Here is a 22809-nt window from a genome sequence, read left to right as displayed (position 1 = left end):
CCCGCTCAGATGCCGCTGCCGTCCCGTTCCTGTGTCACACGCTCCTGCGGCTTGTTGACCAGCACGGTCAGCTCGCCCGCATGGATCTTCAGGAGCACGTCGCGATCCATGGGCAGCAGTTCCCCGTCGATGACGCAGCGGATATCGTGGCGCTCGCGGGGGAAGTGCAGTTCCAGTTCGGTCGCCGTCATCGCCGTGACGGCCGCGTTTTCCTTCAGCCGGCCGCGCATGATATCGAAGGTCAGCCGCGCCACGCCCGCCGGCGTCAGCGGATCGGCGACATAGAAGCCGAGATGGCCGCCGGTCAGGCTGTCGGCGAACATCAGCGGATCGCGGCCGAACTCGTTGTTGGAGACGGAAATCGCCGAGACCTTGCGGTGCCCGATCTTGCCGCCGGCGTTGAACTCCACCTCGAATTCCGGCGGATTGAACATGACGCCGATCGCCGCCCGCGTACTCGCGCGTATCTTGCCCAGCCGCGAGGCGAAGGTCATCGAATTGCGGTAACGCACCATGCGCGCATGCATGCCGGCAGAAAACTGGTGCACGAAGCTCTTGCCGTTGGCGCTGGCGATGTCGATGTTTTCCGGCGTGCCGTCGGCCAGCGCATCCAGCACCTGCCAGATATCGAGCGGCAGTCTCAGCGAGCGGGCGAAAAGGTTCATGGTGCCAGCCGGCACGACGCCGAGCGTCAGGCCGCTTTTCCAGGCGATGCCGGCGGCCGCGGAGATGGTCCCGTCCCCGCCACCGGCGATCAGCCCTTCGACGCCGGTCGTCGAGGCCGCCTTTTCCATGGTCGCGACCACGTCCTTGCCGGACACCACATGGCATTCGATCTCGTGACCGGCCGCCTTGAACGTCTCGGCTGCTCGAGCACAATAGGCGTCCATATCGGTGGTTCGGAAGGTACCGCCATCGCGGTTGAAGACGGCAAAAAGGTTCATTTGATCTCGCTTGCAGAGGAGCGGATTTGGCGCGGGACAACGGCCCATCAGAGAAATGGTTGCGACCGGGAGCTTTATCAACAAGCCCGCCGTCGCTTCAGGAAAAAACTCACAATCCCGTGAGGGCACGCCTGAATAAATGGCGGATACTACCGCAACGCACAATGCCATGTTAGCCTGACGGTCGGTCATTTCGATGACCCACTCACCTCCAGAGCGGGTGGATGCCTCCCACATCCTACCCGCGTCTTTTTTCCAGCAGATTCAATATTATGACCGATACTGCCGCCGATTTTCAATCCGCACGGGACCGTTCGGAAGCCCAGGATTTTGATGGTGCACCCGCTCTTTCGCGGCTCGCCGTCATCCTGATCGAGATCGCATTGGCGGTCGGAGGCTTCGGCATCGGCACCGGCGAATTCGCCATCATGGGCCTGCTGCCGGATGTCGCCTCCACCTATCAGGTCAGCATTCCGATGGCGGGCTACGTGATCAGCGCCTACGCTCTCGGCGTGGTCATCGGTGCACCGATCATCGCGGTCGCCGCTGCCCGGATGACGCGGCGGTCGCTGTTGCTGATCCTCATGACTGTGTTCGCGCTCGGCAACATCTCGAGCGCAATGGCGCCGGATTTCTGGAGCTTTACCGCGCTGCGATTCATCACCGGCCTGCCGCATGGCGCCTATTTCGGCGTCGCGGCTCTCGTGGCTGCCTCGATGGTGCCACCCAACAAACGTGCCCGCGCCGTCGGCCGGGTGATGCTCGGCCTCACCGTCGCGACCCTGGTCGGCACACCGATCGCCACCTTCATGGGACAGATGCTCAACTGGCGCGCCGCCTTCTTCCTGGTCGGGGGCATCGGCGTCGTGACGGTAGCATTGCTCTGGTATTTCCAGCCGCGCGACGCAGTGCATGAGGGCGCCAGCATTTGGCGCGAGCTGAGCGCCTTCGGCCGCGCGCAGGTATGGCTGACGCTCGGCATCGCGGCGGTCGGCTTCGGCGGCATGTTTTCGGTGTTCAGCTACATCGCCTCGACCACGACCGTGACGGCCGGGATGTCGGTCAGCATGGTGGCGATCGTGCTGACGCTGTTCGGCATCGGCATGAATGTCGGCAATATTGTCGGCTCGCGGCTGGCCGACCTGTCGCTCAAGGGCACGATCGGCGGCGTGATGCTGTTCAACATCGTCGTCATGGGCGCCTTTGGCCTGTGGGCCGAATATCCGGTCGTGCTCTGCCTCTGCGTCTTCCTGATTGGCTGCGGGTTTGCCGCCGGACCCGCGCTGCAGACGCGGCTGATGGATGTCGCCGCCGACGCGCAGACACTGGCCGCCGCCTCCAACCATTCGGCCTTCAATATCGCCAATGCCCTCGGCGCCTGGCTCGGCGGGCTGGTGATCGCCTGGGGCTGGGGTTTTGCCGCGACCGGCTATGTGGGAGCGGCGCTGTCGCTGTTGGGCTTTGGGGTGTTTGCGGTCTCTGCGGCGCTCGACCGGAAGACCGCGACGGCTTGAGAGCCCGCAGCCCCCTCACCCCGCCTCCGCTTTGCTCGGCGGACCTCTCCCCGAGGGGGAGAGGATAAACGATAGGTCGCGGCACATTCCCTCTTCTCACCAGCGGGGAGAAGGTGGCCCGAAGGGTCGGATGAGGGGGGGTGGCTTGCGCTGCCGTCTCCCGTTAGAGTCCGCATGAACACGCAGCGCTTCGATGACTAAGCCGCTTTCGACGCAGCCTCTTCCTCCGGCATGACCATGTACTTTTTGCCGCCTTCGCAGATGACGTGTTCCTTGCCCCAGAGGCGAAGCGCGGCGATGACCGGCTCCAGGCTGCGGCCGATCGGCGTCAGCGCATAATCGACACGCGGCGGCACGACTGGAAATACGGTGCGCGACAGCAGACCCGCCTCTTCCAGTTCCCGCAGCTGCTTGGTCAGCATGCGCTGGGTGACCGCTGGAATGCGGCGGCGCAGTTCGTTGAAGCGCAGCGTGCCGTCTTCCAGAAGATGATGAAGGATGACGCCCTTCCATTTTCCGTCGAGGAAACTCAGGGTCGATTCCACCGGGCAGCCAGGGAAATTGTCGGTCAGCTTGGCACGGGGTTTCGACATGGTCAGCGTCCTTTCACGGTATACTTTTCGGTACTATAGACCAAAAATGTGCATTCTTGCGCTCATTGAACATAGGCGCCATCTAGTCTCCGGACAACAGGACACACACCAAGGAGACGTTCCATGCGCGCCGTCGGCTTCAACATGCCCCAGCCCATCACCGCCGAAACCTCGCTGATCGACATCGATCTGCCCATGCCGGAGGCGGCGGGCCGCGACCTGCTCGTCGAGATCAAGGCTGTCTCGGTCAATCCGGTCGATACCAAGGTGCGCCGCTCGGCCGCGGTCGAGCCCGGCCAGCACAGGATCCTCGGTTATGACGCTGCCGGCGTGGTGAAGGCGGTCGGCCCGGGCGTCAAACTCCTCAAGCCGGGCGACGAGGTCTATTATGCCGGCGTGATCAACCGGCCGGGCACCAATGCGGAATTCCATCTGGTCGACGAGCGCATCGTCGGCTTCAAGCCGAAGACCCTGAGCTTCGAGGAGGCCGCCGCCCTGCCGCTGACGGCGATCACCGCCTATGAGACACTGTTCCACCGCATGAAGGTGCAGGACAAGGTGGCGGGTGCCTGGAACGCGGTGCTGATTATCGGCGGCGCCGGCGGGGTCGGCTCGATCGCCATCCAGCTCCTGCGCGAACTCTCCGACGTGACGGTGATCGGCACCGGATCGCGGCCGGAGACGCAAGGGTGGATCAAGGAACTCGGCGCCCACCATGTGCTCGACCATTCGAAGCCTATGGGGCCGCAGCTTGCCCAGATGGCGATCGGCGCACCCGCCTTCGTCTTCTCCACGACCCACACGGAAAACCATCTCAAGGATATCCTGGAGTTGATCGCCCCGCAGGGCCGGCTGGCGCTGATCGACGATCCGAAGGAACCGATGGACCTGCGCGCCTTCAAGAGCAAGGCGCTGTCGGTGCATTGGGAAATGATGTTCGCCCGTGCCGTCTTCCAGACCGCGGACATGATCGAGCAGCACAAGCTCTTGAACCACGTCGCCGAACTGGTCGATGCCAAAAAGATCCGCACGACGCTTGCCGAAACTCTGGGGCCGATCAACGCCATGAACCTGAAGAAGGCGCATGCGATGGTCGAAAGCAACCGCACCAAGGGCAAGCTGGTGCTTTCGGGCTTCTGACGGGGTCCTGTGAAAGAAACAAAGAAAGCCCGCCGTGGCTGAAACGGCGGGCTTTCTTAGCGGCCTGGCGGTGGATCAGGCCTGGATGACGACGACCTTGGCGCCGACATTGACGCGGCTGTAGAGATCGACGACGTCATGGTTCATCATGCGGATGCAGCCGCTCGACATGGCAAGCCCTATCGATTGCGGCTGGTTAGTGCCGTGGATGCGGAAATGCGTGTCGTTGCCGCCGCGATAGAGATACATGGCGCGGGCGCCGAGCGGATTGTTCGGGCCGCCCGGCATGCCGCCTGCGAGCTTCCGGTATCGCTCCTCGCGGCGCTGCATGTTTGCGGTGGGCGTCCAGGTCGGCCATTCGGCCTTGCGGCCGACATAGGCATTGCCGGCAAGCGCCAGTCCGGCACGGCCGACGCCGACGCCATACCGGATCGCGCGGCCGTTGCCGAGAATATAATAGGCGCGGCGGGCCGGCGTATCGACGACCACGGTGCCGGGGGCATACGGGGTGACATAGGCGACTTCGGTGCGGCGCAGCTCCGGCTTGATGTTTTCGACCGGCACGGTCTTCAGCGGAAACTGTTCGTTCGGCAGCGCTGCGTAATTCGTCTGATCGTTGATGGTGGAAGCGCAACCGGCAAGCAGAAGCGGCAGACCCGCAAGAAAGCCGCGACGAGAAATCGACATGAATGTGTCCTTGGTGCGTCGAGAGAATGACGCTGACCTTAAGAATATTATGGTTAATGAAGTGCTAAACGGGTGATTGCCCCAGTCATCACGAACGCGTTAGGAGGGCGCTGATGTAGAGAGGCCACATTGCCATGTGTGAGATGGGAAATGCATCATCTGATGTGGGCGGCCGGGAGGCTAGGATATGCGCACGACCATAACCGTCGACGAAAAATTACTTGCAGAGGCCAAGGAATTCAGCGGGATCGAAAATACCTCCGAGGTGATCAAAAGAGCCCTCACGCTTCTCGTCCAGCACGAGGCAGCGCAGAGGTTGATCATGCTTGGAGGCAGCGCGCCGGATCTGGAAGATCCGCCACGCCGACGCTGGAACCCGGATGGCACTTGGGAGGGTAATCCGGAGTGATCTGCTTGGGGCCTCGCTCTGGCGAACTCCGCGACAGGCACCAGCCTCACATATTCGGATAGACCGGGCCTTCGCCGCCCTGCGGGGGGACCCAGTTGATGTTCTGGTTGGGGTCCTTGATGTCGCAGGTCTTGCAGTGGACGCAGTTCTGGGCGTTGATCACGTAGACTTGGCTGCCGTCCTTCTCCACCCACTCGTAGACGCCGGCCGGACAGTAGCGTGTCGAGGGACCGCCATAGACTTCCAGCTCGGAGCGCTTCTGCAGGTCCATGTCCCTCACTTGCAGATGGACCGGCTGGTCTTCCTCGTGGTTGGTGTTCGACAGGAAGACCGATGACAGGCGGTCGAATGTCAGCACGCCGTCCGGCTTCGGGTAGTCGATCTTCTTGTGCCGGGCTGCCGGTTCGAGGCTCTGCGCGTCGGTCTTGCCGTGTCTCAGCGTGCCGAAGAAGGAAAAACCGAACAACGTGTTGGTCCACATGTCGAGACCGCCGAGCGCGACGCCCAAACCGGTGCCGAGCTTCGACCAGAGCGGCTTGACGTTGCGCACCCGCTTCAGGTCCGTGCCGATCGGCGTCGAGCGCCATTCGTTTTCGATCTCGACGACCTCGTCATTGGCACGACCGGCTGCGATTGCTCTGGCGATGTTGTCGGCGGCCAGAATGCCGGACAGGACCGCATTGTGGCTGCCCTTGATGCGCGGCACGTTGACGAGGCCGGCGGAACAGCCGATCAGCGCGCCGCCCGGGAATGTCAGTTTCGGCACCGACTGGTAACCGCCCTCCGTGATGGCGCGGGCGCCGTAGGAGAGGCGCTTCGCGCCCTCGAAGGTTCCCCGGATCGCCTGATGGGTCTTGAAGCGCTGGAACTCCTCGAACGGGTAGAGATATGGGTTCTTGTAGTTCAGGTGCACCACGAAGCCGACGGCGACGAGATTGTCCTCCAGGTGGTAGAGGAAGGAACCACCGCCGGTAGACAAGCCGAGCGGCCAGCCGAACGAGTGCTGCACCAGGCCCGGCCGGTGGTGTTCCGGCTTCACCTGCCAGAGTTCCTTGAGGCCGATGCCGTATTTCTGGGGCTCGCGATCCTTCTGCAGGTCGAACCGCAGGATCAACTGCTTGGCGAGCGATCCGCGCACGCCCTCGCCGATCAGCGTGTATTTGCCGATCAGTTCCATGCCGCGGGTAAAGGCCGGGCCGGGCTCGCCATTGCGCTCGACGCCCATGTCGCCGGTCGCCACGCCCTTGACCGCGCCGTTCTCGTCATAAAGCACTTCGGTGGCGGCAAAGCCCGGATAAATCTCGACGCCGAGCGCTTCCGCCTTTTCGGCGAGCCAGCGACAGACGTTACCGAGCGAGACGATGTAGTTGCCGTGATTGTTCATCAGCGGCGGCATCATGAAGTTCGGAAGCCGGATCGAGCCTGCCGGGCCTAAAAACAGGAAATGGTCGGCGGTGACCGGCTGCTTGAACGGGTGGCCTGCCTCCTCACGCCAGCCGGGCAGCAGCGCATCGATGCCCGACGGATCGACAACCGCGCCGGACAGGATATGGGCGCCGACTTCCGAACCTTTTTCGAGCACCACGACGGTCAGGTCCGGATTGACCTGCTTCAGGCGGATCGCGGCTGAAAGCCCCGCAGGACCCGCGCCGACGATCACCACGTCGAATTCCATGCTCTCGCGTTCTGGCAGTTCTTGCTCGTTCATATCCAACTCCGCTCGCCGGCCCCTTCCGGCTTTATTCAGGCAACCTGTTTGACAAAACCGCCCCGGCTTGTCGAGGCGGGAAAACGTCCTCCGCCTTGTCATTCGCGCAAATGGCGTTTCGGTTTTCTCATATTACGTTTACGTACACGTCAATTATAGACACCGAACCGCAGAAAGCAAGATCGGCCTTTCGCAGCCTTCTGCCGCTGCTATAAAGGCCCGACAACCGATCACAGGAATTGGGGAAGGAATAAAATCATGGATCTCGGTCTAAACGGCAAACGCGCTCTCGTGCTCGCCTCGTCCCGCGGGCTTGGCCTCGGCATCGCCAAGGCACTTGCGAGCGAGGGCGCCCACGTTCTCCTCGTCGGGCGCTCCGGCGAGCGGCTGGCGGACAATTGCAAGGCGATCAATGCCGAAGGCAAGGGTAAGGCAGACTGGGTCTGGGGCGACCTTTCCGAGGAGAATTTCGTCGAGGCGATGAAGGCTGCCGTCAAGGAGAAGCTCGGCGGCATAGACATCCTGGTCAACAATACCGGCGGCCCGACGCCGGGCACGACAGAAGACATGACCGCCGACAAGCTCGACATCTTCTTCCAGTCCATGGTGCTGCGCGTCATCACGCTCACCAACGCCCTCCTGCCGCAGATGAAGGAACAGGGTTTCGGCCGCATCCTGACCGTCGCCTCCTCCGGCGTCTTCGAGCCGATCGCCAATCTGGCGCTGTCGAACACGCTGCGCTCGGCGCTGGTCGGCTGGAACAAGACGATCGCAACCGAAGTGGCGGGTTTCGGCATTACCTGCAACATGCTGCTTCCCGGCCGCATTCATACCGATCGTATCGACGAACTCGACGGCGCCAATGCCAAGCGCACCGGCAAGTCGGTGGAGGAAATCCGCTCCGCCTCGCTGAAGACCATTCCCGCCGGCCGGCTCGGCAAGGTCGAGGAATTCGCGGCCGCCGGTGCGTTCCTCTGCTCGGCCCCGGCAAGCTATGTCACCGGCACGATGCTCCGGGTCGACGGTGGCGCGTCGCGCTCGATCTGAGGCTTGCGAAAGAGGGCTAAATCCAGGTCGTTAAACATTAAATCGAATTGGGGTGCCGCTGTTGGCGGTATCTCAATTCGCCTGAGCTAAGAGGCAAGCCGGCCCCCAAAATTAAAGGATCGCCGGCATGATCGAAAGTGTTTCGGGGGCGACCGAGGCTACCCCGCCCAGTGTACCCTCCGCCGTGCCTCACGCCACGGCGCCTTCCGCTGCCTCCTCGGCGGCCTCGATCTCGGCGACACTTGCGGCCGGACAGGTCGCGACCTATGCAGGCACCTGGGAAGCAGCAACCCGGCACGCAGCCGAGACCTCGGCGATCTCCGGCCGATCGGGAAACATGCATGCGCGAAGCCTCGAGGCCGTGGACGATGTCGTGGTCCGCAATCTTCTCGACAGCCTGTCGCCTTCGAGCCGGATCGCCGGCAGTTTCTTCCTGGCCGACGGCGAAGAACCGGCACCACGGTCGCTGATCGCCACCTATTACGAAGACGTCTGACCGGAGACGTTTGCGGACGACCCGACATCACGCAAAAGCGTCTCGCGGGAGCACCGGCCCACGCTTATGATCTCCAGACCCTGCCCTCGGAGATTCTTCCATGAAATTCACTCGACTTGCGCTTTCGATCATCGGCATCCTGATGGTGGTGATCGGCCTCATCTGGATCGGCCAGGGCACCGGCGCCTTCCCCTATCCCGCCAGCAGTTTCATGATCAACCAGACGCCCTGGATCATCAGGGGCGCCGGCGTTGCGATCATCGGCCTTGCCGTCATCTGGGGCGCCCGACGGTTCCTGCGCTAGGCCGGTTGGCAGCGCTTCTCCTGCGCAGCCAAAAGGCGAAGAAAATTAACTCCAGTTCATCTAAGCCCTTCATTACAAACCTTTAATCCGCCTTCACCGGTTAGTGAGCCGGTCGGTAAAAACTTGTCTTTTTTGCGCCGCAATAGGGGCGGTTCGATGGGCCGATACCATCGAGCACAACCACAGGCGAGCGGTCACCCCATGAAGAAGATCTGGATTTTTGCCGGCATTCTTGTCGTTGCCGGCGTTGCGGGCTGGGAGTTCCGCGATCGGATTCCCTTTCTTTCATCCCTCAGCCAGCAGGCCTCTGCCGCTCCCGGCGAAGGCCTGCCGCAGGGCGCACGCCGGCGCGGCGCAGTCGGTCCACCGCCGGCGGTCAAGACGGTCGCCGCCACCCGCACCGCCCTGCCGATGGACGTCACCGCCTCCGGTGCGGCCAATGCCGACGAGAATACCACAATCGCCGCCCAGCAACCGGGCATCGTGGTCAGCATCGCGGCAACCGACGGCGCATTCGTCAAGACGGGCGACCTGATCGCCAAGCTCGACGACCGCACGGCCAAGGCCGCTTTGGACAAGGACAAGGCGTTGCTCGTCCGCGACCAGGCGACGCTCACCCAGGCTCAAACCGCGCTCACCCGCGCCAACGACCTGCTGCGAGGCAACGCCGGCACCCAGCAGACCGTGGACCAGGCGAAGGCGGCGCAGGATACCGCGGCCGCCACCGCGCAGAGCGACAACGCGGCGATCGCAGCCGATCAGATCGACCTCGACCATACCGATATCCGCGCGCCCTTCGACGGAAGGCTCGGCGACATCGACATCAGCACCGGCGCCTATCTCAGCGCCGGATCGGCGGTGGTGACGATCGCCAAATACGATCCGATCTACGTGAAATTCCACCTTCCCGAAGCCTATCTCGGCCAGCTCAAGCAGGGCGCGACGGCGAAGGCGGTAACGGTCGATGCCGTGCCGCAGGGCGGCGGCACTTCGGCCAAGGGAACCTTGAGCTTCTTCGACAACACTGTCGATCCGGCTTCGGGCACGATCCTTGCCAAGGCGCGGTTCGACAATCCGTCCGGAACGCTGTGGCCGGGGCAATCGCTGAATGTCACCGTGCATTTTGAGAGCGACGACAAGGACATCGTGGTGCCGACGGTGGCGGTCAATCCGGGCGTCGACAGACCGTTCGTCTATGCGGTTGGCGACGACAAGAAAGTTCATGTGACGCCGGTCAAAATTGCCCGCTCCAACGGCCCGGACACGGCGATTGCCAGCGGACTGACCGAAGGCGCGCATGTGGTGGTCGAAGGCCAGGTGCAGCTCGTCGATGGCGCCACCGTCGTCGAGCAGTTCGGCAACGGCCAGAAGACGACAGACGCCAAGGGCAATGATCAGCCGGTCGAAGTGGGGGCAGCGCAATGATCCCGCAATTCTGCATCCGCCGCCCGGTCGCCACCACGCTGCTCGCTATCGGCGCCGTGCTCGCCGGCCTTGCCGGCTATCAGCTGCTGCCGGTCGCCGCCCTGCCGCAGGTCGACTTCCCGACCATCAACGTCTCCGCGCAGCTGACCGGCGCCTCGCCGCAGACGATGGCGACGGCGGTATCAACGCCGCTGATCAAGCAGTTCGAGACGATCCCCGGGATCAGCGAGATCAGCGCCACCAACTCGCTCGGCAATACCTCGATCGTGCTGCAGTTCGATCTCAACCGCGATATTGACGCGGCGGCGGCCGACGTGCAGGCAGCGATCTCGCATGCGACCCGGCAGCTGCCGGACAACATGACGACGCCGCCGAGCTACCGCAAGACGAACCCGGCCGACGCGCCGGTCCTGCTCCTGTCGATCCGCAGCGATACGATGCCGCGCAGCAAGATCGACGAGATCGCCGAGGACGTCCTCTCCCCCTCGCTCTCGACGCTGCCGGGCGTCGCGGAAGTCTCGATCTTCGGCGCCCAGACCTATGCAGTGCGCGTCGAGGTCGATCCCAACAAGCTGCAGGCCCGCAACCTCGGCGTCGACAACGTCACCGATGCGATCTCCACCGCCAACAGCCAGGCGCCGGTCGGTTCGCTCGAGAACAACAGCCAGCGGCTGACCATCAATGCCGATACCCAGCGCACCAATGCCGACCAGTTCCGTTCGCTGGTGATCGCCAGCCCGAACGGCGCACCCGTCCATCTCGGCGACGTCGCCAACGTTCAGGACAGCGTTGCGAACCTTGACGCGGGAAGCTGGTATGACGGCAACCAGTCGATCATCCTCGCCATCCAGCGCCAGCCCGATGCCAATACGGTCGATGTCGTCGATGCGGTGCGCGCAAAACTGCCCGGACTGTCGGCCGAGCTGCCGGCCGCCGTGTCGATCAACGTCATGAACGATTCTTCGACGGCGATCCGTGCCTCGATCTCGGACGTGCAGTTCACTCTGATGCTGACGATCGGCCTTGTCGTGCTGGTCATCTATCTCTTCCTCGGCCGGATCACCGCCACCCTCGTTCCGGGGCTTGCCGTGCCGCTGTCGCTGATCACCACGTTCGGCGCCATGTATGTGCTCGGCTACAGTATCGACAACATCTCGCTGCTCGGGCTGACGCTTGCGGTCGGACTGGTGGTGGACGATGCGATCGTCATGCTGGAAAACATCATGCGGCATGTCGAGGACGGCATGGCGCCGATGCAGGCGGCCCTGCAAGGGGCCGGCGAAGTCAGCTCGACGATCATTTCCATGTCGGTGTCGCTGATCGCGGTGTTCATCCCGATCCTCCTGATGGGCGGGGTGGTCGGGCGGCTGTTCAACGAATTCGGCATGGTGGTGGCGCTTGCCATCGTCGCCTCGGCGGTCGTCTCGCTGACGGTGACGCCGATGCTCGGTTCGCGTCTATCCGGCGCCGAACACCACCCGGGCCTGATGGTGCGTGTCTTCGACGCCGGCTTCAGCCGCACGCTCAACGGCTATGACCGGGCGGTCGGCTGGTGCCTTCGGAACCGCGCGATCATCCTTCTCGTCTTCCTCGCCTCGATCGGCGCCTCGGTCTATCTGTTCTGGACGCTGCCCACGAGCTTCTTTCCGCAGGAGGATATCGGCCGGCTGACGATCTCGACGCAGGCCCGCGAGGACATCTCCTATCCGGCGATGCGCGACTTGCAGGCACAGGTGGCTGCCGCCGTGCAGAAAAATCCGGCGGTCAACCACGTCACCTCGATCGTCGGCAGCAATGGCCGCAGCTCGCTCAACAACGGCACGATCTGGGTGGAACTGAAGGACCGCGACCAGCGCCCGCCGCTCGACCAGACACTGCGCGAACTCCGGCAGGCGACCTCCGGGTTCGCCGGCATGAAGACCTTCATCACCCCGCAGCAGAGCCTGCGCTTCGGCGGCCGCGCGACGGCCAGCCAGTACCAGCTCGTCGTCCAGGCGCTGAATGCCTCGCAGACCACCGAATGGTCGGACAAGATCCAGGCCGCGATGCGCGCCGATCGCGCGCATTTCACCGACGTCACTTCCGACGCCCAGAACGATGCGATCGAGGCGAATATCAAGGTCGATCCGGAAAAGGCAGCTTCGTTCGGGATTACCGACGACGAATTGCGCAAGACGCTGCAGATGGCGTTCGGCGGTTATACGGCCGCCGAAATCCAGTCGACCGGCGACAGCTACGACGTCATCACCGAGTTCGACAATACCCAGCAATGGAACGACCAGATGCTGCAGGATGTGAGGGTGCTGTCCTCGAACGGCGCGCTGGTGCCGCTGTCGAATTTCGCGACGGTGGTGCGCCAGACGGCGCCGGTCACCGTCAACCAGACCGGCCAGCTGGTCTCGACGACCGTGTCGTTCAACCTGCCGGCCGGCGTCTCGCTCTCCGATGCGACGGCGGCAGTCGACCAGATCAAGGCGAACCTGCAGATGCCGAACGACGTGTTCACCTCCTATGGCGGCACCGCGCAGATTTTTCAGCAGAGCCAGGGCAATACGCCGATGCTGATTCTGGCTGCGGTGCTCACCATCTACGTGGTGCTCGGCGTGCTCTACGAGAGTTTCATCCACCCGCTGACGATCCTGTCGGGCCTGCCGGCAGCGGCCTTCGGAGCGTTGCTGGCGCTGAAACTGTTCGGTTTCGACCTTTCGATCATCGCGCTGATCGGGCTGTTGATGCTGATCGGCATCGTCAAGAAGAACGCGATCATGATGATCGACGTGGCGGTGGAGACGATGCGCTCGAAGGGGGAAACGGCGGCAGTCGCAATCCATGAGGCCTGCGTGCGGCGTTTCCGGCCGATCATGATGACGACCTTCTGCGCCCTGCTCGGTGCACTGCCGATCGCGCTCGGCACCGGTGCCTCGTCGGAACTGCGCCAACCGCTGGGTATCGCTGTCGTCGGCGGCCTGATCGTCTCGCAGGCGCTGACGCTGTTCATCACGCCGGTCATCTTTGTGGAGATGGACCGGTTCGGCCGCTTCCTCGGGAGGCTTTGGTCGAGGAAGGACAAGGACCTGCACGAGGCAAACGACGACGCGCCGACGGCGATTGCGGCCGAGTGACGCCCTCTGCCCGCCGCCTGAATGGGCGGGCGGGCAAGGATGTGGGGCTCTCAGCGAAAGTAACCTTAACCGATAACCTGAACAACGGACTCCGTTTGCATTAGCCACCGCTAAAGCTTCTTATAGGTCGTGCAGCGTAGTACTGCGTACGCGCTGCTGCGGTCGGGCTTGGGGGTCGCCCGGCCGCTTTCAGTTTCAGGCAAGGGGCTGGAAAATCAGAAACTTTCCGCCAGTTTCGGCAAATCCTTGATCAGCCCATCCCGTACCACGAAGCTGATCGGCTCGTTCGGGTACCGCTTGGTATCGACCAGCAGCCTTGCGAAGATGACACGCCGTTCGTCCTTCATTGCCCAGCCGACGAACCAGCCGAGCGGGCGGGCGTAATCCACCTTGCCGGCCTTGTCGCGCAGCCAGCCGGAACCGGTCTTGCCCTGAATGTCCCAGCCGTCGCCGGCCTCGAAATGCGGCACGATCGCCAGCGTCATGTCGACCGCATGTTCGGAGATCGGCAGGCCGCCGTTGAGGAAACGGCGCAGGAACTGGACCTGCTGGTCGGCCGAAATCTTCAACGACGACATCAGCCAGGATTCGGTCAGTCCATCGGTATTGCCCGGGCCACCGGAGATATCGCGGTTGCCATAACCGAAGCGCTGGATGTAGTCCGCGAACTTAGGCTTGCCGAGTTTGCGGGCGATTTCCTGCGAGTACCAGACGATCGATTCTTTTTCCCAGATCAGCGGATCGACATCCTTCTTCACCCGCTCCGGTCCCTTGAAATTCGCCTGGTATTTCCAGCGCGGGTTCTGGGCGTCGGTCAGGATGCCAGCGTCGTAGCCCATCATGGCCAAAGGCAGTTTGAAGGTCGACTGGGGATAAAAGCCCTGGTCGCAGGTGCCCTGGCGGTAAAGCGCATCGCCGCTCTCCTCGTCGATGATGACGGTGCAGCGGATCGGATCTGCGGCACCAGCGAAGGTGCAATCGAGAAAAATCGCGGTAATTCCGAGGGAAAATGCCAGAAGAAAAGAATTTCTGAAAGCCATCGCGGTGCTCCAAATGGGGTGACACGGCTTTTCTAGGTCGGCTTGCAAGCCCTAATCAAACGATGATATCTGCGGTCAGGCATGAATCAAATTAGGGCATGGCCATGGTTCGACCATATTTGCCGCTGAACGCGCTGCGGGCCTTCGAGGCGGCCGCGCGGCATCTCTCCTTCACCCGTGCGTCGATCGAACTCTGCGTCACCCAGGCCGCCGTCAGCCATCAGGTAAAGCTGCTCGAACAGCGGCTGGGCGTGACGCTGTTCCGCCGCCTGCCGCGCGGGCTGATGATCACCGAGGAAGGCCTGGCGCTGCTGCCGGCGCTGCAGGAGAGTTTCGACCGCATGGCCGCCATGCTGGAGCGCTTCGAAGACGGGCATGTGCGCGAGGTGCTGAAACTCGGCGTGGTCGGCACGCTGGCGGTCGGCTGGCTGCTGCCGCGGCTTTCCGACTTCCGCGAGAAATACCCGTTCATCGATCTCAGGCTTTCCACCAACAACAACCGCGTCGACATCGCCGCCGAAGGGCTCGACTACACGATCAAGTTCGGCAACGGCGCCTGGCACGATATCGAGGTGGAGCCGCTGTTCGAGGCGCCGCTGTCCGTCCTCTGCATTCCGGCGATCGCAAGGCAGATCAAGACCCCGGAGGACGTCGTGCACCAGGTGCTGCTGCGCTCCTACCGCGCCGACGAATGGCCGAGCTGGTTCGAGGCGGCGCAAGTCGCCCCGCCGCAGATCCGCGGGCTGGTCTTCGACAGTTCCGTGCTAATGGTCGAGGCGGCGATGCAAGGGGCCGGCGTGGCGCTCGCCCCTCCCCTGATGTTCTCCCGCCAGCTTGCCGCCGGCATGATCGAACAGCCGTTTCCAGTCTATATTTCCAAGGGCAGCTACTGGTTGACCCGGCTGAAATCACGCACCGTGACGCCGGCGATGGAGATGTTCAGGAACTGGCTTGCGCAGCAGGCGGCGGAGACGCGGGCGAAAACCTAGGTCTCCTCCGCCGCCCGCCGCGCGGATTTCATCGCCTCGGTGATCGCCACCGTCTCGACCGAGACCCGGGTGACGCGCGTCAGGAGATCGACGACCTTTTCCTTGTAGTCGGCAAAACGATAGGTGTTGAATTTTTCGCGGATCGTCGGGTCCTTGGGGGTCTTTTCCTTGTACTGGTCGAGGATCCATTCGAGCCCGGAGCGGTTGCCGAGGCGGTAGGTCCAGACCTCGGGCGGAATGCCCGAGAGCGTCGTTTCGCCGTCGAGCCGGATGATGCCGGCGTCCTTGTCTGCCTTGAGGACGGTTTTCGGCGAGACGCCGGCCGCGCGGGCCTTTTCGTCGGGCGTATCGAGGCGCTCCAGCGGCCAGGGCTCGACGGCCTCATAGCCGATATGCAGGTCCATCAGCCTTTTGCCCCAGCCGGCCCAAGTCCAAAAATCGGGATAGAAGGGAATGCGCGGGAATTCGCGCTTCAGGTTCAGCGCGTATTTCTCGCGATAGACCGGATCGTGCAGGACGCCGTAGACATAGTGGAAGATGTCTTCCTTGGTGATTTTTTCGCCCTTGCCGTAGTGCTCGCGGAACTGTTTCAGGCCCCAGTCGGTGATGTTATCGACCCGCTCGCCGGTGGAGGTGTAGCGGTAGAGGGGGACCTGCTGGTATGCATCTATTGACGCACCAAAGTGAATATCTGAAGGCCCATCCACACATAAAGCCATGAATTCAGATCGCCTCCCCACATCACTGAATGCAATAGAGATATTATTTCCTCCAAGAGGAAATATAGAAGGCAACTGATAAAGGGACCAATTCAGCTCCGAATCATAATAGAACCACCTCGTCGCAAACGGGCGATAGCAAGCTCTCGTTATTGAAGATTCACGAAATTCTAACGCGTCTCCACGCTCTAGTTTCCGGCGTGCGTCTTGGGACCACTTAATTCGATAATCGATATTGTCTTCCCAATTCGCTGACAGCGGGCGAGTTACCGATCTCTGCGCCTCATTGAAAGTATCAATATAATAATTCAACTTTCTTTCTAAATTATCCTTATTGAAGTCAAAAACCCATCCATCCCGCAACGAAATCGCTCCGTACGAACTAATAGAGAAAAGCGAATTTCTATTTTCCAACTTAGCGTTGGAGCTAAGCTTGTTCTTCACCATCGGTAAGAACGTATCAAACTCAAAATTCCCAATAGAGATCCAGTTTGAACTTTCATCGGGCTCGAAACGTTCCATATTAAGCGTTGACAGCTTCGACGCGCCAAGAAACGCGAGCTTATCTTCAGCCGTGTCGAATTCCGGTCGGCGGGCGTAAAAAATCTTGCAGCCCTTCTGCTTGCGCCGCTTGACCAAGAAGGAGATGGCCACACCCGTCTGGATGCCGAAGACATTGTGTTTGGTGCCGGACAGTTTCGGATTGGCTCGCACGTCGCCGCCGAGATCGACCACGTAGATTTCGTGGAACTCGTCGGCGACCACCTTGCGAAACCCGTCGAATGTGCGGCTGTCGATGAAGGAGCGGTTGGTGATGAAGCACAACACGCCGTCGTCGTGCATGCGGTCCGACGCCCAGCGGAAAAAGCGCGCATACATATCGTAGAGCTTGGTCTTGTGAGCTCTAGAAAGCCTGATGTAGCTATCTTTTATATGCTTATCGATTGCCGGGTAGTCGCGGTTCTTATTGTTGTCGTTCTCGTTTGCCTGGTTTGCATTATAGGGCGGGTTGCCGATGATCACCGAAATCTTGCGGGCGTTCTGGCGCTTCACGCGGGCGACGTTCTCCTCCGACATGGCGCCGAAAAGGTCGTGCTGGTGTCCGGAGCGGATGCCCAGCCCGCCGACATTGTCCAGCGTATCGACGAAACAGAGGTTCGGATATTCGGCGAACTGGCCGGTAATCGCCGCATAGGTCGCCTCGATATTCAGGTTGGCGACGTAATAGGGCAGGATCGCCACTTCGTTGGCATGCAGCTCGTTCTTGTATTTGTGGGCGAGCTTCTTCGGGTCGCCGCGAAAGCTTTCGAGAAGTTCGCAGATGAACGTGCCGGTGCCCGTTGCCGGATCGAGGATTTCGACATGCTCGTCGATCAGGTTCTTGCCGAAATGTTTTTCGCAGAGCCAATCGGCCCCTTCGATCATGAACTTGACGATCTCGTTCGGCGTATAGACGACGCCGAGGCGGTCGGCCTTCTTGGGATCGTAGACCTTGTAGAAATTCTCGTAGATCAGCTTCAGGAAGGTCTGCTTTTCCGGATGGCTGTTGATCTGCGCCGCATTCGCCCGGATCGCCGCATAATAGGGTTCCAGCCCCTTCAGCGTGTCGCGCTTCACCGCGCCGGTGAAGAATTTCCCTTCGAGCGCATAGAGTTCCTTGGCGATGTTGTTCTCGTGGTGGAAATCGCCCTCATTGAAGATATGGGTGAAGATTTCCTCGGTCAGGATGTGCTGGATCAGCATTTCCCGGACATCCGCCTCGCCGAGCGTCGGATTGATCGTTTCCTGGCAGGTTTTCAGGAAACGGGCCGCCTCGGCCCGGAAAGGTGCATTATCGCCATAGGCGGTGTCGATCCGCGCGCGCAGCGCATCGAGAACCGTCGGTAGATCGGCCTTGAACCGGGCGACCGCCTTGCGGAACTCGGCGATTTCCGGCCGCTCGTAGGAAAAGAACAGCGAGACCAGCCGCGACAGGCTCGCCGTATCGGTCATCGAGGCGCGGGTGACCTCCTGGCGGTTCTGGATCAGCACCGCCGTTTCGGAATTTTCAAAGACGATATTGTCCTGCGGATAGCCCTTGGCGAGCTTCTTGCGGATCTCCTCGTCGAGATCGTCCTTGGTGTCCTTGGCCTCCCAATAGCCGAGAGGCACGCGAATATCGTGAAGGACGGTGCCGTCCGGATAGACGGTCGTCTTCAAAGTGGTCTGGACCGGATATTCCTCCAGGAAGACGAGCTTGTCGGACGCCGCCCACGAGTCCAGGAGGCGCCGGAAGGCCGGGCGGATGATCTGTTCGTTGGAAAGGCCGGAAAACTTCCGCAGCCGATCGATCTCGGCAAGATATTGATTGATAAGCTGCTGACTCATGAATCCCCCTGAAGCCGGGACATTAGAACGCAGCGGCTCCAAGCGGAAGCGCGAAATCTTGCACACCCCACAACCGCTGCCAAAGCGAAGCCTCCCCTTGCCATCCCGCCTGCCTTGTGCGATCACCCGCCCTCTCAAAAATTCCGGGGCGCCAGAAGCGCCCTTTTCACATTCGGAACCTGCCGGCGCATTGCCGGGGGTTCCGGTTCAATGATCTTCGATGGGTAAAAGGAGCACGGCGATGGCACGGGCGCTCGGGCTTGATTTCGGCACGACCAATACGGTTCTGGCACTGGCGGATGGCGGCAGCGCCACGCATTCGATGCGTTTTTCCAGCAGCGCCGGCGAGAGCGATTCGATGCGCACCGCGCTCTCCTTCATGAAGGATCCGGTGATGGGGGCGCAGGCGCTGAAGGTCGAGGCCGGACAGGCGGCGATCCGCCAGTTCATCGACAATCCCGGCGACTGTCGCTTCCTGCAGTCGATCAAGACGTTTGCGGCAAGCGCGCTGTTCCAGGGCACGCTGGTCTTTGCCCGCCGGCACGTCTTCGAGGACCTGATGGAGATCTTCCTCAAGCGCCTGAAGATCTATGCCGACGACAACTGGCCGACCGACGTGTCGCGGGTGATCGCCGGACGGCCGGTGCATTTCGCCGGCGCCAATCCGGATCCGAAGCTGGCGACCGAGCGCTACAACGAGGCGCTGACGCGGCTCGGTTTTCCGGAAATCCACTATGTCTACGAACCGGTCGCCGCCGCCTATTACTTTGCCCAGACGCTGAAGAGCGACGCCACCGTTCTCGTCGCCGATTTCGGCGGCGGCACGACCGACTATTCGCTGATCCGCTTCGAAACCAGGGCCGGCAAGCTGACCGCCACCCCGATCGGCCATTCCGGCGTCGGCGTCGCGGGCGACCATTTCGACTACCGGATGATCGACAACCTGGTGTCCCCGGAAATCGGCAAGGGCAGCAAGTTCAAGAGTTTCGACAAGGTTCTGGACGTGCCGGCCGGCTATTACGTCAATTTCGGCCGCTGGAACCAGCTGTCGATCTTCAAGACCAGCCGCGAATTCACCGACCTGAAATCGCTTGTGCGCTCGGCGCTGGAGCCGGAAAAGCTCGAACTGTTCGTCGATCTCGTCGACCATGACGAAGGTTACCCGCTCTACCAGGCGATTTCGGCGACCAAGATGGCGCTGTCGGGAGCCGAGGAAGCGGAATTCAACTTCGCGCCGCTTGGGCGTGCCGGCCGGAAAATGGTGAAGCGCACCGATTTCGAAGGCTGGATCGCCGAGGACCTCGGCCGCATCGAAGGTGCGCTCGACGAGGTGCTGCAAAAGACCGGCACCGCGCCTTCCGAGATCGACAAGGTGTTCCTGACCGGCGGCACCTCCTTCGTGCCGGCGGTGCGGCGGATTTTCACGCAGCGATTCGATGCCGGCAAGATCGAGACCGGCGGCGAACTGCTGTCGATCGCCCACGGATTGGCATTGATCGGCGAGAGCGACAATGTCGCGCAATGGGCGGCTTGAGGGCGTTTTCTCCGTTGCATGCCACTATCTGCGGAGTTCCGCGCGTGGGCGACGGCCGTGCGCCCAGCCGATCTCCCCCCATGAGGGGGAGATGCCCGGCAGGGCAGAGGGGGGGTGCCGCGGCACACTCTTCTGCCACTGCATTTGCCGAACCGTCGCTACCCCCCTCTGTCACCTTCGGTGACATCTCCCCCTCAAGTGGGGAGATTAACGGGAGACTGCCGCTCCGCCGCCGTCCACATGCCAACGCCCGTTCGAGCCCAAAACCGGTTCCCTCTCGCACGCGACATGCTGTAGTGTGAATCAGATGAACCTCGCCAAAGACATGGACGCCTCCGAGCTCGCCGCCCTTCTGCATTTCTATGCGGATGCGGGCGTGGAGTGGCTTGTCGAGGATGAGCCGGTGGACCGGCTCGCGCAATTTGCGGCCCAGAAGGCGGCGCAGGCCGATGCCAGGGCGCCCGCGTCTGCCCGGCAGCAGCAGCCGACGAACTATGAACAGGCGCCGACCTCCCAGGCAGCCGCGGCAACGCCGAAACGCACAGCCCCGACGGCCCGCGCGTCAGCACCTCCACCCGCCTCCGCGCCCGTATCGGTACCGGACGAACAGGCGGTCGCCTCGGCACGGTTTGCGGCCGAAAGCGCCCGTTCGCTCGACGAACTGAAGACGGCGCTCGAGGCCTTCAACGGCTGCAACCTGAAGAACGGCGCGCGCAACACGGTATTTGCGAGCGGCAATCCCGCTTCCGGCATCATGGTGATCGGCCCGATGCCGAATGCGGACGACGACCGCGACGGCATTCCCTTTTCCGGACGCCAGGGACAGTTGCTCGACCGCATGCTCGGCGCGATCGGGCTTTCCCGCGACGGCGTTCTGCTCACCAACGTCATCCCCTGGCGGCCTCCGGGCAACCGCATGCCGTCGCAGGCGGAGATGGATATCTGCCGGCCGTTCCTGGAGCGTCAGGTGGCGCTCGCCGAGCCGAAACTCCTGCTGCTGCTCGGCAATTTCCCGGCCCGTTTCTTCTTCGGCGGCAATGGGACGATCCATTCGATGCGTGGCGAATGGCGGGACATTGGTTTCGGCGGCGTGACGCTTTCGGCGATCGCCACCCTGCATCCGCAGGAACTGCTCGCGGCCCCTGCCAACAAGGCGCTCGCTTGGCAGGACCTTTTGATGTTCAAAATGCGTTTGTCGGCGCAGTGATTGCCCGCATTTCAGGCAAATTGAACCCTAATTTCAGTAAAGTTACGGAAATATGAAAAATGCCATGCAACCGGCGCATGGCAGTGCAGCGTTTTGCTGCATTGCAGAATCGATGCTGCATTGCAATATTAGGCCTGTGTCTTGGGAGGAATTCTAGGTTTAAGGAACCAAGGCCAATGACGACCCGCTTCCGCCCGATCCATTCGGGTTTCGAAACTCTTCGCATCGCCGGCCTGTCGCCGCGCTCGACGAAGGGCTATCACCATTTCGGCTCCGCGACGAACGAGCAGCTCACCTCCTGCGCCATGGCGCGCACGGTCGGCGTCACTCGTCCGGCTTCGGTCTTCGCCGATTTCCGCGAACGTTGATCGCGCGACCCAAGGAAGCATCAGCCATGACGGCCATCCTCCACCCGATCCGCACGCTGCGTGAGAACTTTTCTCACATCGGCGCTGCCGTGAACGCATCGCGCGAATACAGCCGCGCCGGTGCTGTGCGCGCCTCCGCCGAAGCGACCAACCCGGTCGCCGCGGCCATCCCGCTTTAAGCATCCGGCTTTTCAAGCCCCGGGGGTCAAGCCCCCGGCGGCGAAGCCTTGCGCGCCGCCTTCCGCTCGAGCCCCAATTGATGCTCGCGGTAGATGATGAAAATCCCCGCCGATACCGTGATCGCCGTCCCGACCAGCATGGCCGCCGTCGGCACATCCCCGAACAGAACATAGGCGATGCAGATCCCGAGAAGGATCGAGGTGTATTCGAACGGCGCCACCGTCGAGACATCCGCATTGCGGTAGCTTTCGGTCAGCAAAATCTGGCCGACGCCGCCGCAAAATCCGGAACCGATCAGGAAAAGCTTCTCCGGCATCGTCAGCTCTGCCCAGCCGAAGGGCAGGCTGAGCAGTGAAAACAGAGCGCCCGACAGCGAGAAATAAAGCACGATCGTCGCCGTCTTCTCGGTGCGCACGAGCTGGCGCGTCTGGATCATCGCAAAGCCGGCCAGCACCGCCGAGAGGATGACGGAGGCCGCGCCCATCGCCTGCTCCGAGCCCATTCCGCCCTGTTCGAACATGGTGAGTTTCGGCCAGGAGATGATCACCACGCCGACCATGCCGACCATGACCGCGCTCCAGCGATAGATACGCACCGTTTCCTTGAGGAAGATCGCGGCGAAGACGACCGCCAGGAGCGGCGAGGAATAACCGATCGCGATCGCATCCGGCATCGGAAGGTGCACCAGGCCGTAAAAGCCGAAAACCATCGACAGGATGCCGAGAAAACCGCGTTTCACATGGCCGGTCAGGCTGTTCGTGTGGAAGGCGCCGCGCAACTCGCCCTGGAAGGCGAGATAGACCATGATCGGCACAAGCGCGAAGGCGGAACGATAGAAGGTGATCTGGCCTGCCGGGATATCGGGACCTGCGGATTTGATACAGGTCTGCATCATCACGAAGACCACCACGGAGGTGACTTTGAACATGATCCCACGCAGGGGATTCAGGGCATCGGCGGCCATCAACAACTCATGGGGATTCTTGGGGGATTTTCGGCGGAAATCCGGTCCGGCA

Annotated in this window: 20 protein-coding genes; 13 read left to right on the top strand and 7 right to left on the bottom strand. The window is 62.0% G+C overall.

Going from position 1 to position 22809, the window contains the following annotated elements:
* Window positions 1–5 precede the first annotated feature (5 nt).
* Window positions 6–944 (bottom strand): diacylglycerol kinase family protein, encoded by a 939-nt coding sequence (locus C5J26_RS16920; protein ID WP_105402826.1) that lies wholly within the window; start codon window positions 942–944, stop codon window positions 6–8.
* Window positions 945–1216: 272 nt separating this feature from the next.
* Here C5J26_RS16920 and C5J26_RS16915 point away from each other — a divergent pair, with 272 nt between their 5' ends.
* Complete coding sequence (locus C5J26_RS16915) at window positions 1217–2458, top strand: MFS transporter (protein WP_105402825.1); 1242 nt, start codon at window positions 1217–1219, stop codon at window positions 2456–2458.
* 197 nt (window positions 2459–2655) lie between these two features.
* Here C5J26_RS16915 and C5J26_RS16910 read toward each other — a convergent pair whose 3' ends face one another.
* Window positions 2656–3051, bottom strand: coding sequence for a helix-turn-helix domain-containing protein (locus C5J26_RS16910; RefSeq protein ID WP_046637542.1), 396 nt, complete (start codon window positions 3049–3051; stop codon window positions 2656–2658).
* A 123-nt stretch (window positions 3052–3174) separates the two neighbouring features.
* On the opposite strand from C5J26_RS16910, the gene C5J26_RS16905 reads away from it, so the two are divergent.
* Window positions 3175–4191: a zinc-binding alcohol dehydrogenase family protein gene (locus tag C5J26_RS16905; protein ID WP_105402824.1), complete on the top strand. Its 1017-nt coding sequence runs from the start codon at window positions 3175–3177 to the stop codon at window positions 4189–4191.
* Between the two features lie 75 nt (window positions 4192–4266).
* Here C5J26_RS16905 and C5J26_RS16900 read toward each other — a convergent pair whose 3' ends face one another.
* Window positions 4267–4878, bottom strand: coding sequence for a L,D-transpeptidase (locus C5J26_RS16900; RefSeq protein WP_105402823.1), 612 nt, complete (start codon window positions 4876–4878; stop codon window positions 4267–4269).
* A gap of 187 nt (window positions 4879–5065) precedes the next feature.
* Here C5J26_RS16900 and C5J26_RS16895 point away from each other — a divergent pair, with 187 nt between their 5' ends.
* Window positions 5066–5287 (top strand): type II toxin-antitoxin system VapB family antitoxin, encoded by a 222-nt coding sequence (locus tag C5J26_RS16895; RefSeq protein WP_105402822.1) that lies wholly within the window; start codon window positions 5066–5068, stop codon window positions 5285–5287.
* Window positions 5288–5333: 46 nt separating this feature from the next.
* Here the strand turns inward: C5J26_RS16895 and C5J26_RS16890 are convergent, their stop codons facing one another.
* Window positions 5334–6995 carry an electron transfer flavoprotein-ubiquinone oxidoreductase gene (locus tag C5J26_RS16890; RefSeq protein WP_105402821.1) on the bottom strand — a complete coding sequence of 554 codons (1662 nt, stop codon included), beginning with the start codon at window positions 6993–6995 and terminating at the stop codon, window positions 5334–5336.
* A 258-nt stretch (window positions 6996–7253) separates the two neighbouring features.
* Here C5J26_RS16890 and C5J26_RS16885 point away from each other — a divergent pair, with 258 nt between their 5' ends.
* From C5J26_RS16885 to C5J26_RS16865, 5 genes are all read left to right on the top strand, one after another.
* The gene (locus C5J26_RS16885; protein ID WP_105402820.1) at window positions 7254–8042 is read left to right on the top strand and encodes an SDR family oxidoreductase; all 789 of its coding nucleotides are present in this window, start codon (window positions 7254–7256) and stop codon (window positions 8040–8042) included.
* Window positions 8043–8169: 127 nt separating this feature from the next.
* Window positions 8170–8538 (top strand): hypothetical protein, encoded by a 369-nt coding sequence (locus tag C5J26_RS16880; RefSeq protein ID WP_105402819.1) that lies wholly within the window; start codon window positions 8170–8172, stop codon window positions 8536–8538.
* Between the two features lie 100 nt (window positions 8539–8638).
* A complete protein-coding gene (locus tag C5J26_RS16875; protein WP_046668452.1) occupies window positions 8639–8842 on the top strand; it encodes a hypothetical protein in 204 nt (67 codons plus the stop codon).
* 201 nt (window positions 8843–9043) lie between these two features.
* Window positions 9044–10267, top strand: coding sequence for an efflux RND transporter periplasmic adaptor subunit (locus C5J26_RS16870; RefSeq protein ID WP_105402818.1), 1224 nt, complete (start codon window positions 9044–9046; stop codon window positions 10265–10267).
* On the top strand, window positions 10264–13389 hold the full coding sequence (locus C5J26_RS16865) for an efflux RND transporter permease subunit (protein ID WP_105402817.1): 3126 nt from the start codon (window positions 10264–10266) through the stop codon (window positions 13387–13389). Before C5J26_RS16870 ends, C5J26_RS16865 begins: the two co-directional genes overlap by 4 nt.
* Before the next feature lie 215 nt (window positions 13390–13604).
* Here C5J26_RS16865 and blaOXA read toward each other — a convergent pair whose 3' ends face one another.
* Window positions 13605–14429 carry a class D beta-lactamase gene (gene blaOXA, locus C5J26_RS16860; protein WP_105402816.1) on the bottom strand — a complete coding sequence of 275 codons (825 nt, stop codon included), beginning with the start codon at window positions 14427–14429 and terminating at the stop codon, window positions 13605–13607.
* A gap of 104 nt (window positions 14430–14533) precedes the next feature.
* Between blaOXA and C5J26_RS16855 the strand changes: the two genes are divergently transcribed.
* On the top strand, window positions 14534–15418 hold the full coding sequence (locus C5J26_RS16855) for a LysR family transcriptional regulator (RefSeq protein ID WP_105403000.1): 885 nt from the start codon (window positions 14534–14536) through the stop codon (window positions 15416–15418).
* Here the strand turns inward: C5J26_RS16855 and C5J26_RS16850 are convergent.
* Window positions 15415–18504: a type ISP restriction/modification enzyme gene (locus C5J26_RS16850; protein WP_105402815.1), complete on the bottom strand. Its 3090-nt coding sequence runs from the start codon at window positions 18502–18504 to the stop codon at window positions 15415–15417. The genes C5J26_RS16855 and C5J26_RS16850 overlap by 4 nt on opposite strands.
* Window positions 18505–18745: 241 nt before the next feature.
* On the opposite strand from C5J26_RS16850, the gene C5J26_RS16845 reads away from it, so the two are divergent.
* From C5J26_RS16845 to C5J26_RS32740, 4 genes are all read left to right on the top strand, one after another.
* Window positions 18746–20038, top strand: coding sequence for an Hsp70 family protein (locus tag C5J26_RS16845; RefSeq protein ID WP_105402814.1), 1293 nt, complete (start codon window positions 18746–18748; stop codon window positions 20036–20038).
* Window positions 20039–20345: 307 nt separating this feature from the next.
* Window positions 20346–21245: a uracil-DNA glycosylase family protein gene (locus C5J26_RS16840; protein ID WP_105402999.1), complete on the top strand. Its 900-nt coding sequence runs from the start codon at window positions 20346–20348 to the stop codon at window positions 21243–21245.
* Window positions 21246–21421: 176 nt separating this feature from the next.
* Window positions 21422–21613, top strand: coding sequence for a hypothetical protein (locus C5J26_RS16835; protein ID WP_046637552.1), 192 nt, complete (start codon window positions 21422–21424; stop codon window positions 21611–21613).
* 26 nt (window positions 21614–21639) lie between these two features.
* Window positions 21640–21792: a hypothetical protein gene (locus C5J26_RS32740; protein ID WP_172724101.1), complete on the top strand. Its 153-nt coding sequence runs from the start codon at window positions 21640–21642 to the stop codon at window positions 21790–21792.
* 26 nt (window positions 21793–21818) lie between these two features.
* On the opposite strand, the gene C5J26_RS16830 is transcribed toward C5J26_RS32740, so the two are convergent.
* Window positions 21819–22757 carry a DMT family transporter gene (locus tag C5J26_RS16830; RefSeq protein WP_105402813.1) on the bottom strand — a complete coding sequence of 313 codons (939 nt, stop codon included), beginning with the start codon at window positions 22755–22757 and terminating at the stop codon, window positions 21819–21821.
* Between the last annotated feature and the right edge of the window lie 52 nt (window positions 22758–22809).

The organism is Neorhizobium sp. T7_12, assembly GCF_002968535.1.
GTDB lineage: Bacteria > Pseudomonadota > Alphaproteobacteria > Rhizobiales > Rhizobiaceae > Neorhizobium > Neorhizobium tomejilense.
The sequence above is the reverse complement of the archived record's forward strand: the minus strand, read 5'-3'. Positions and strand labels throughout refer to the sequence as shown.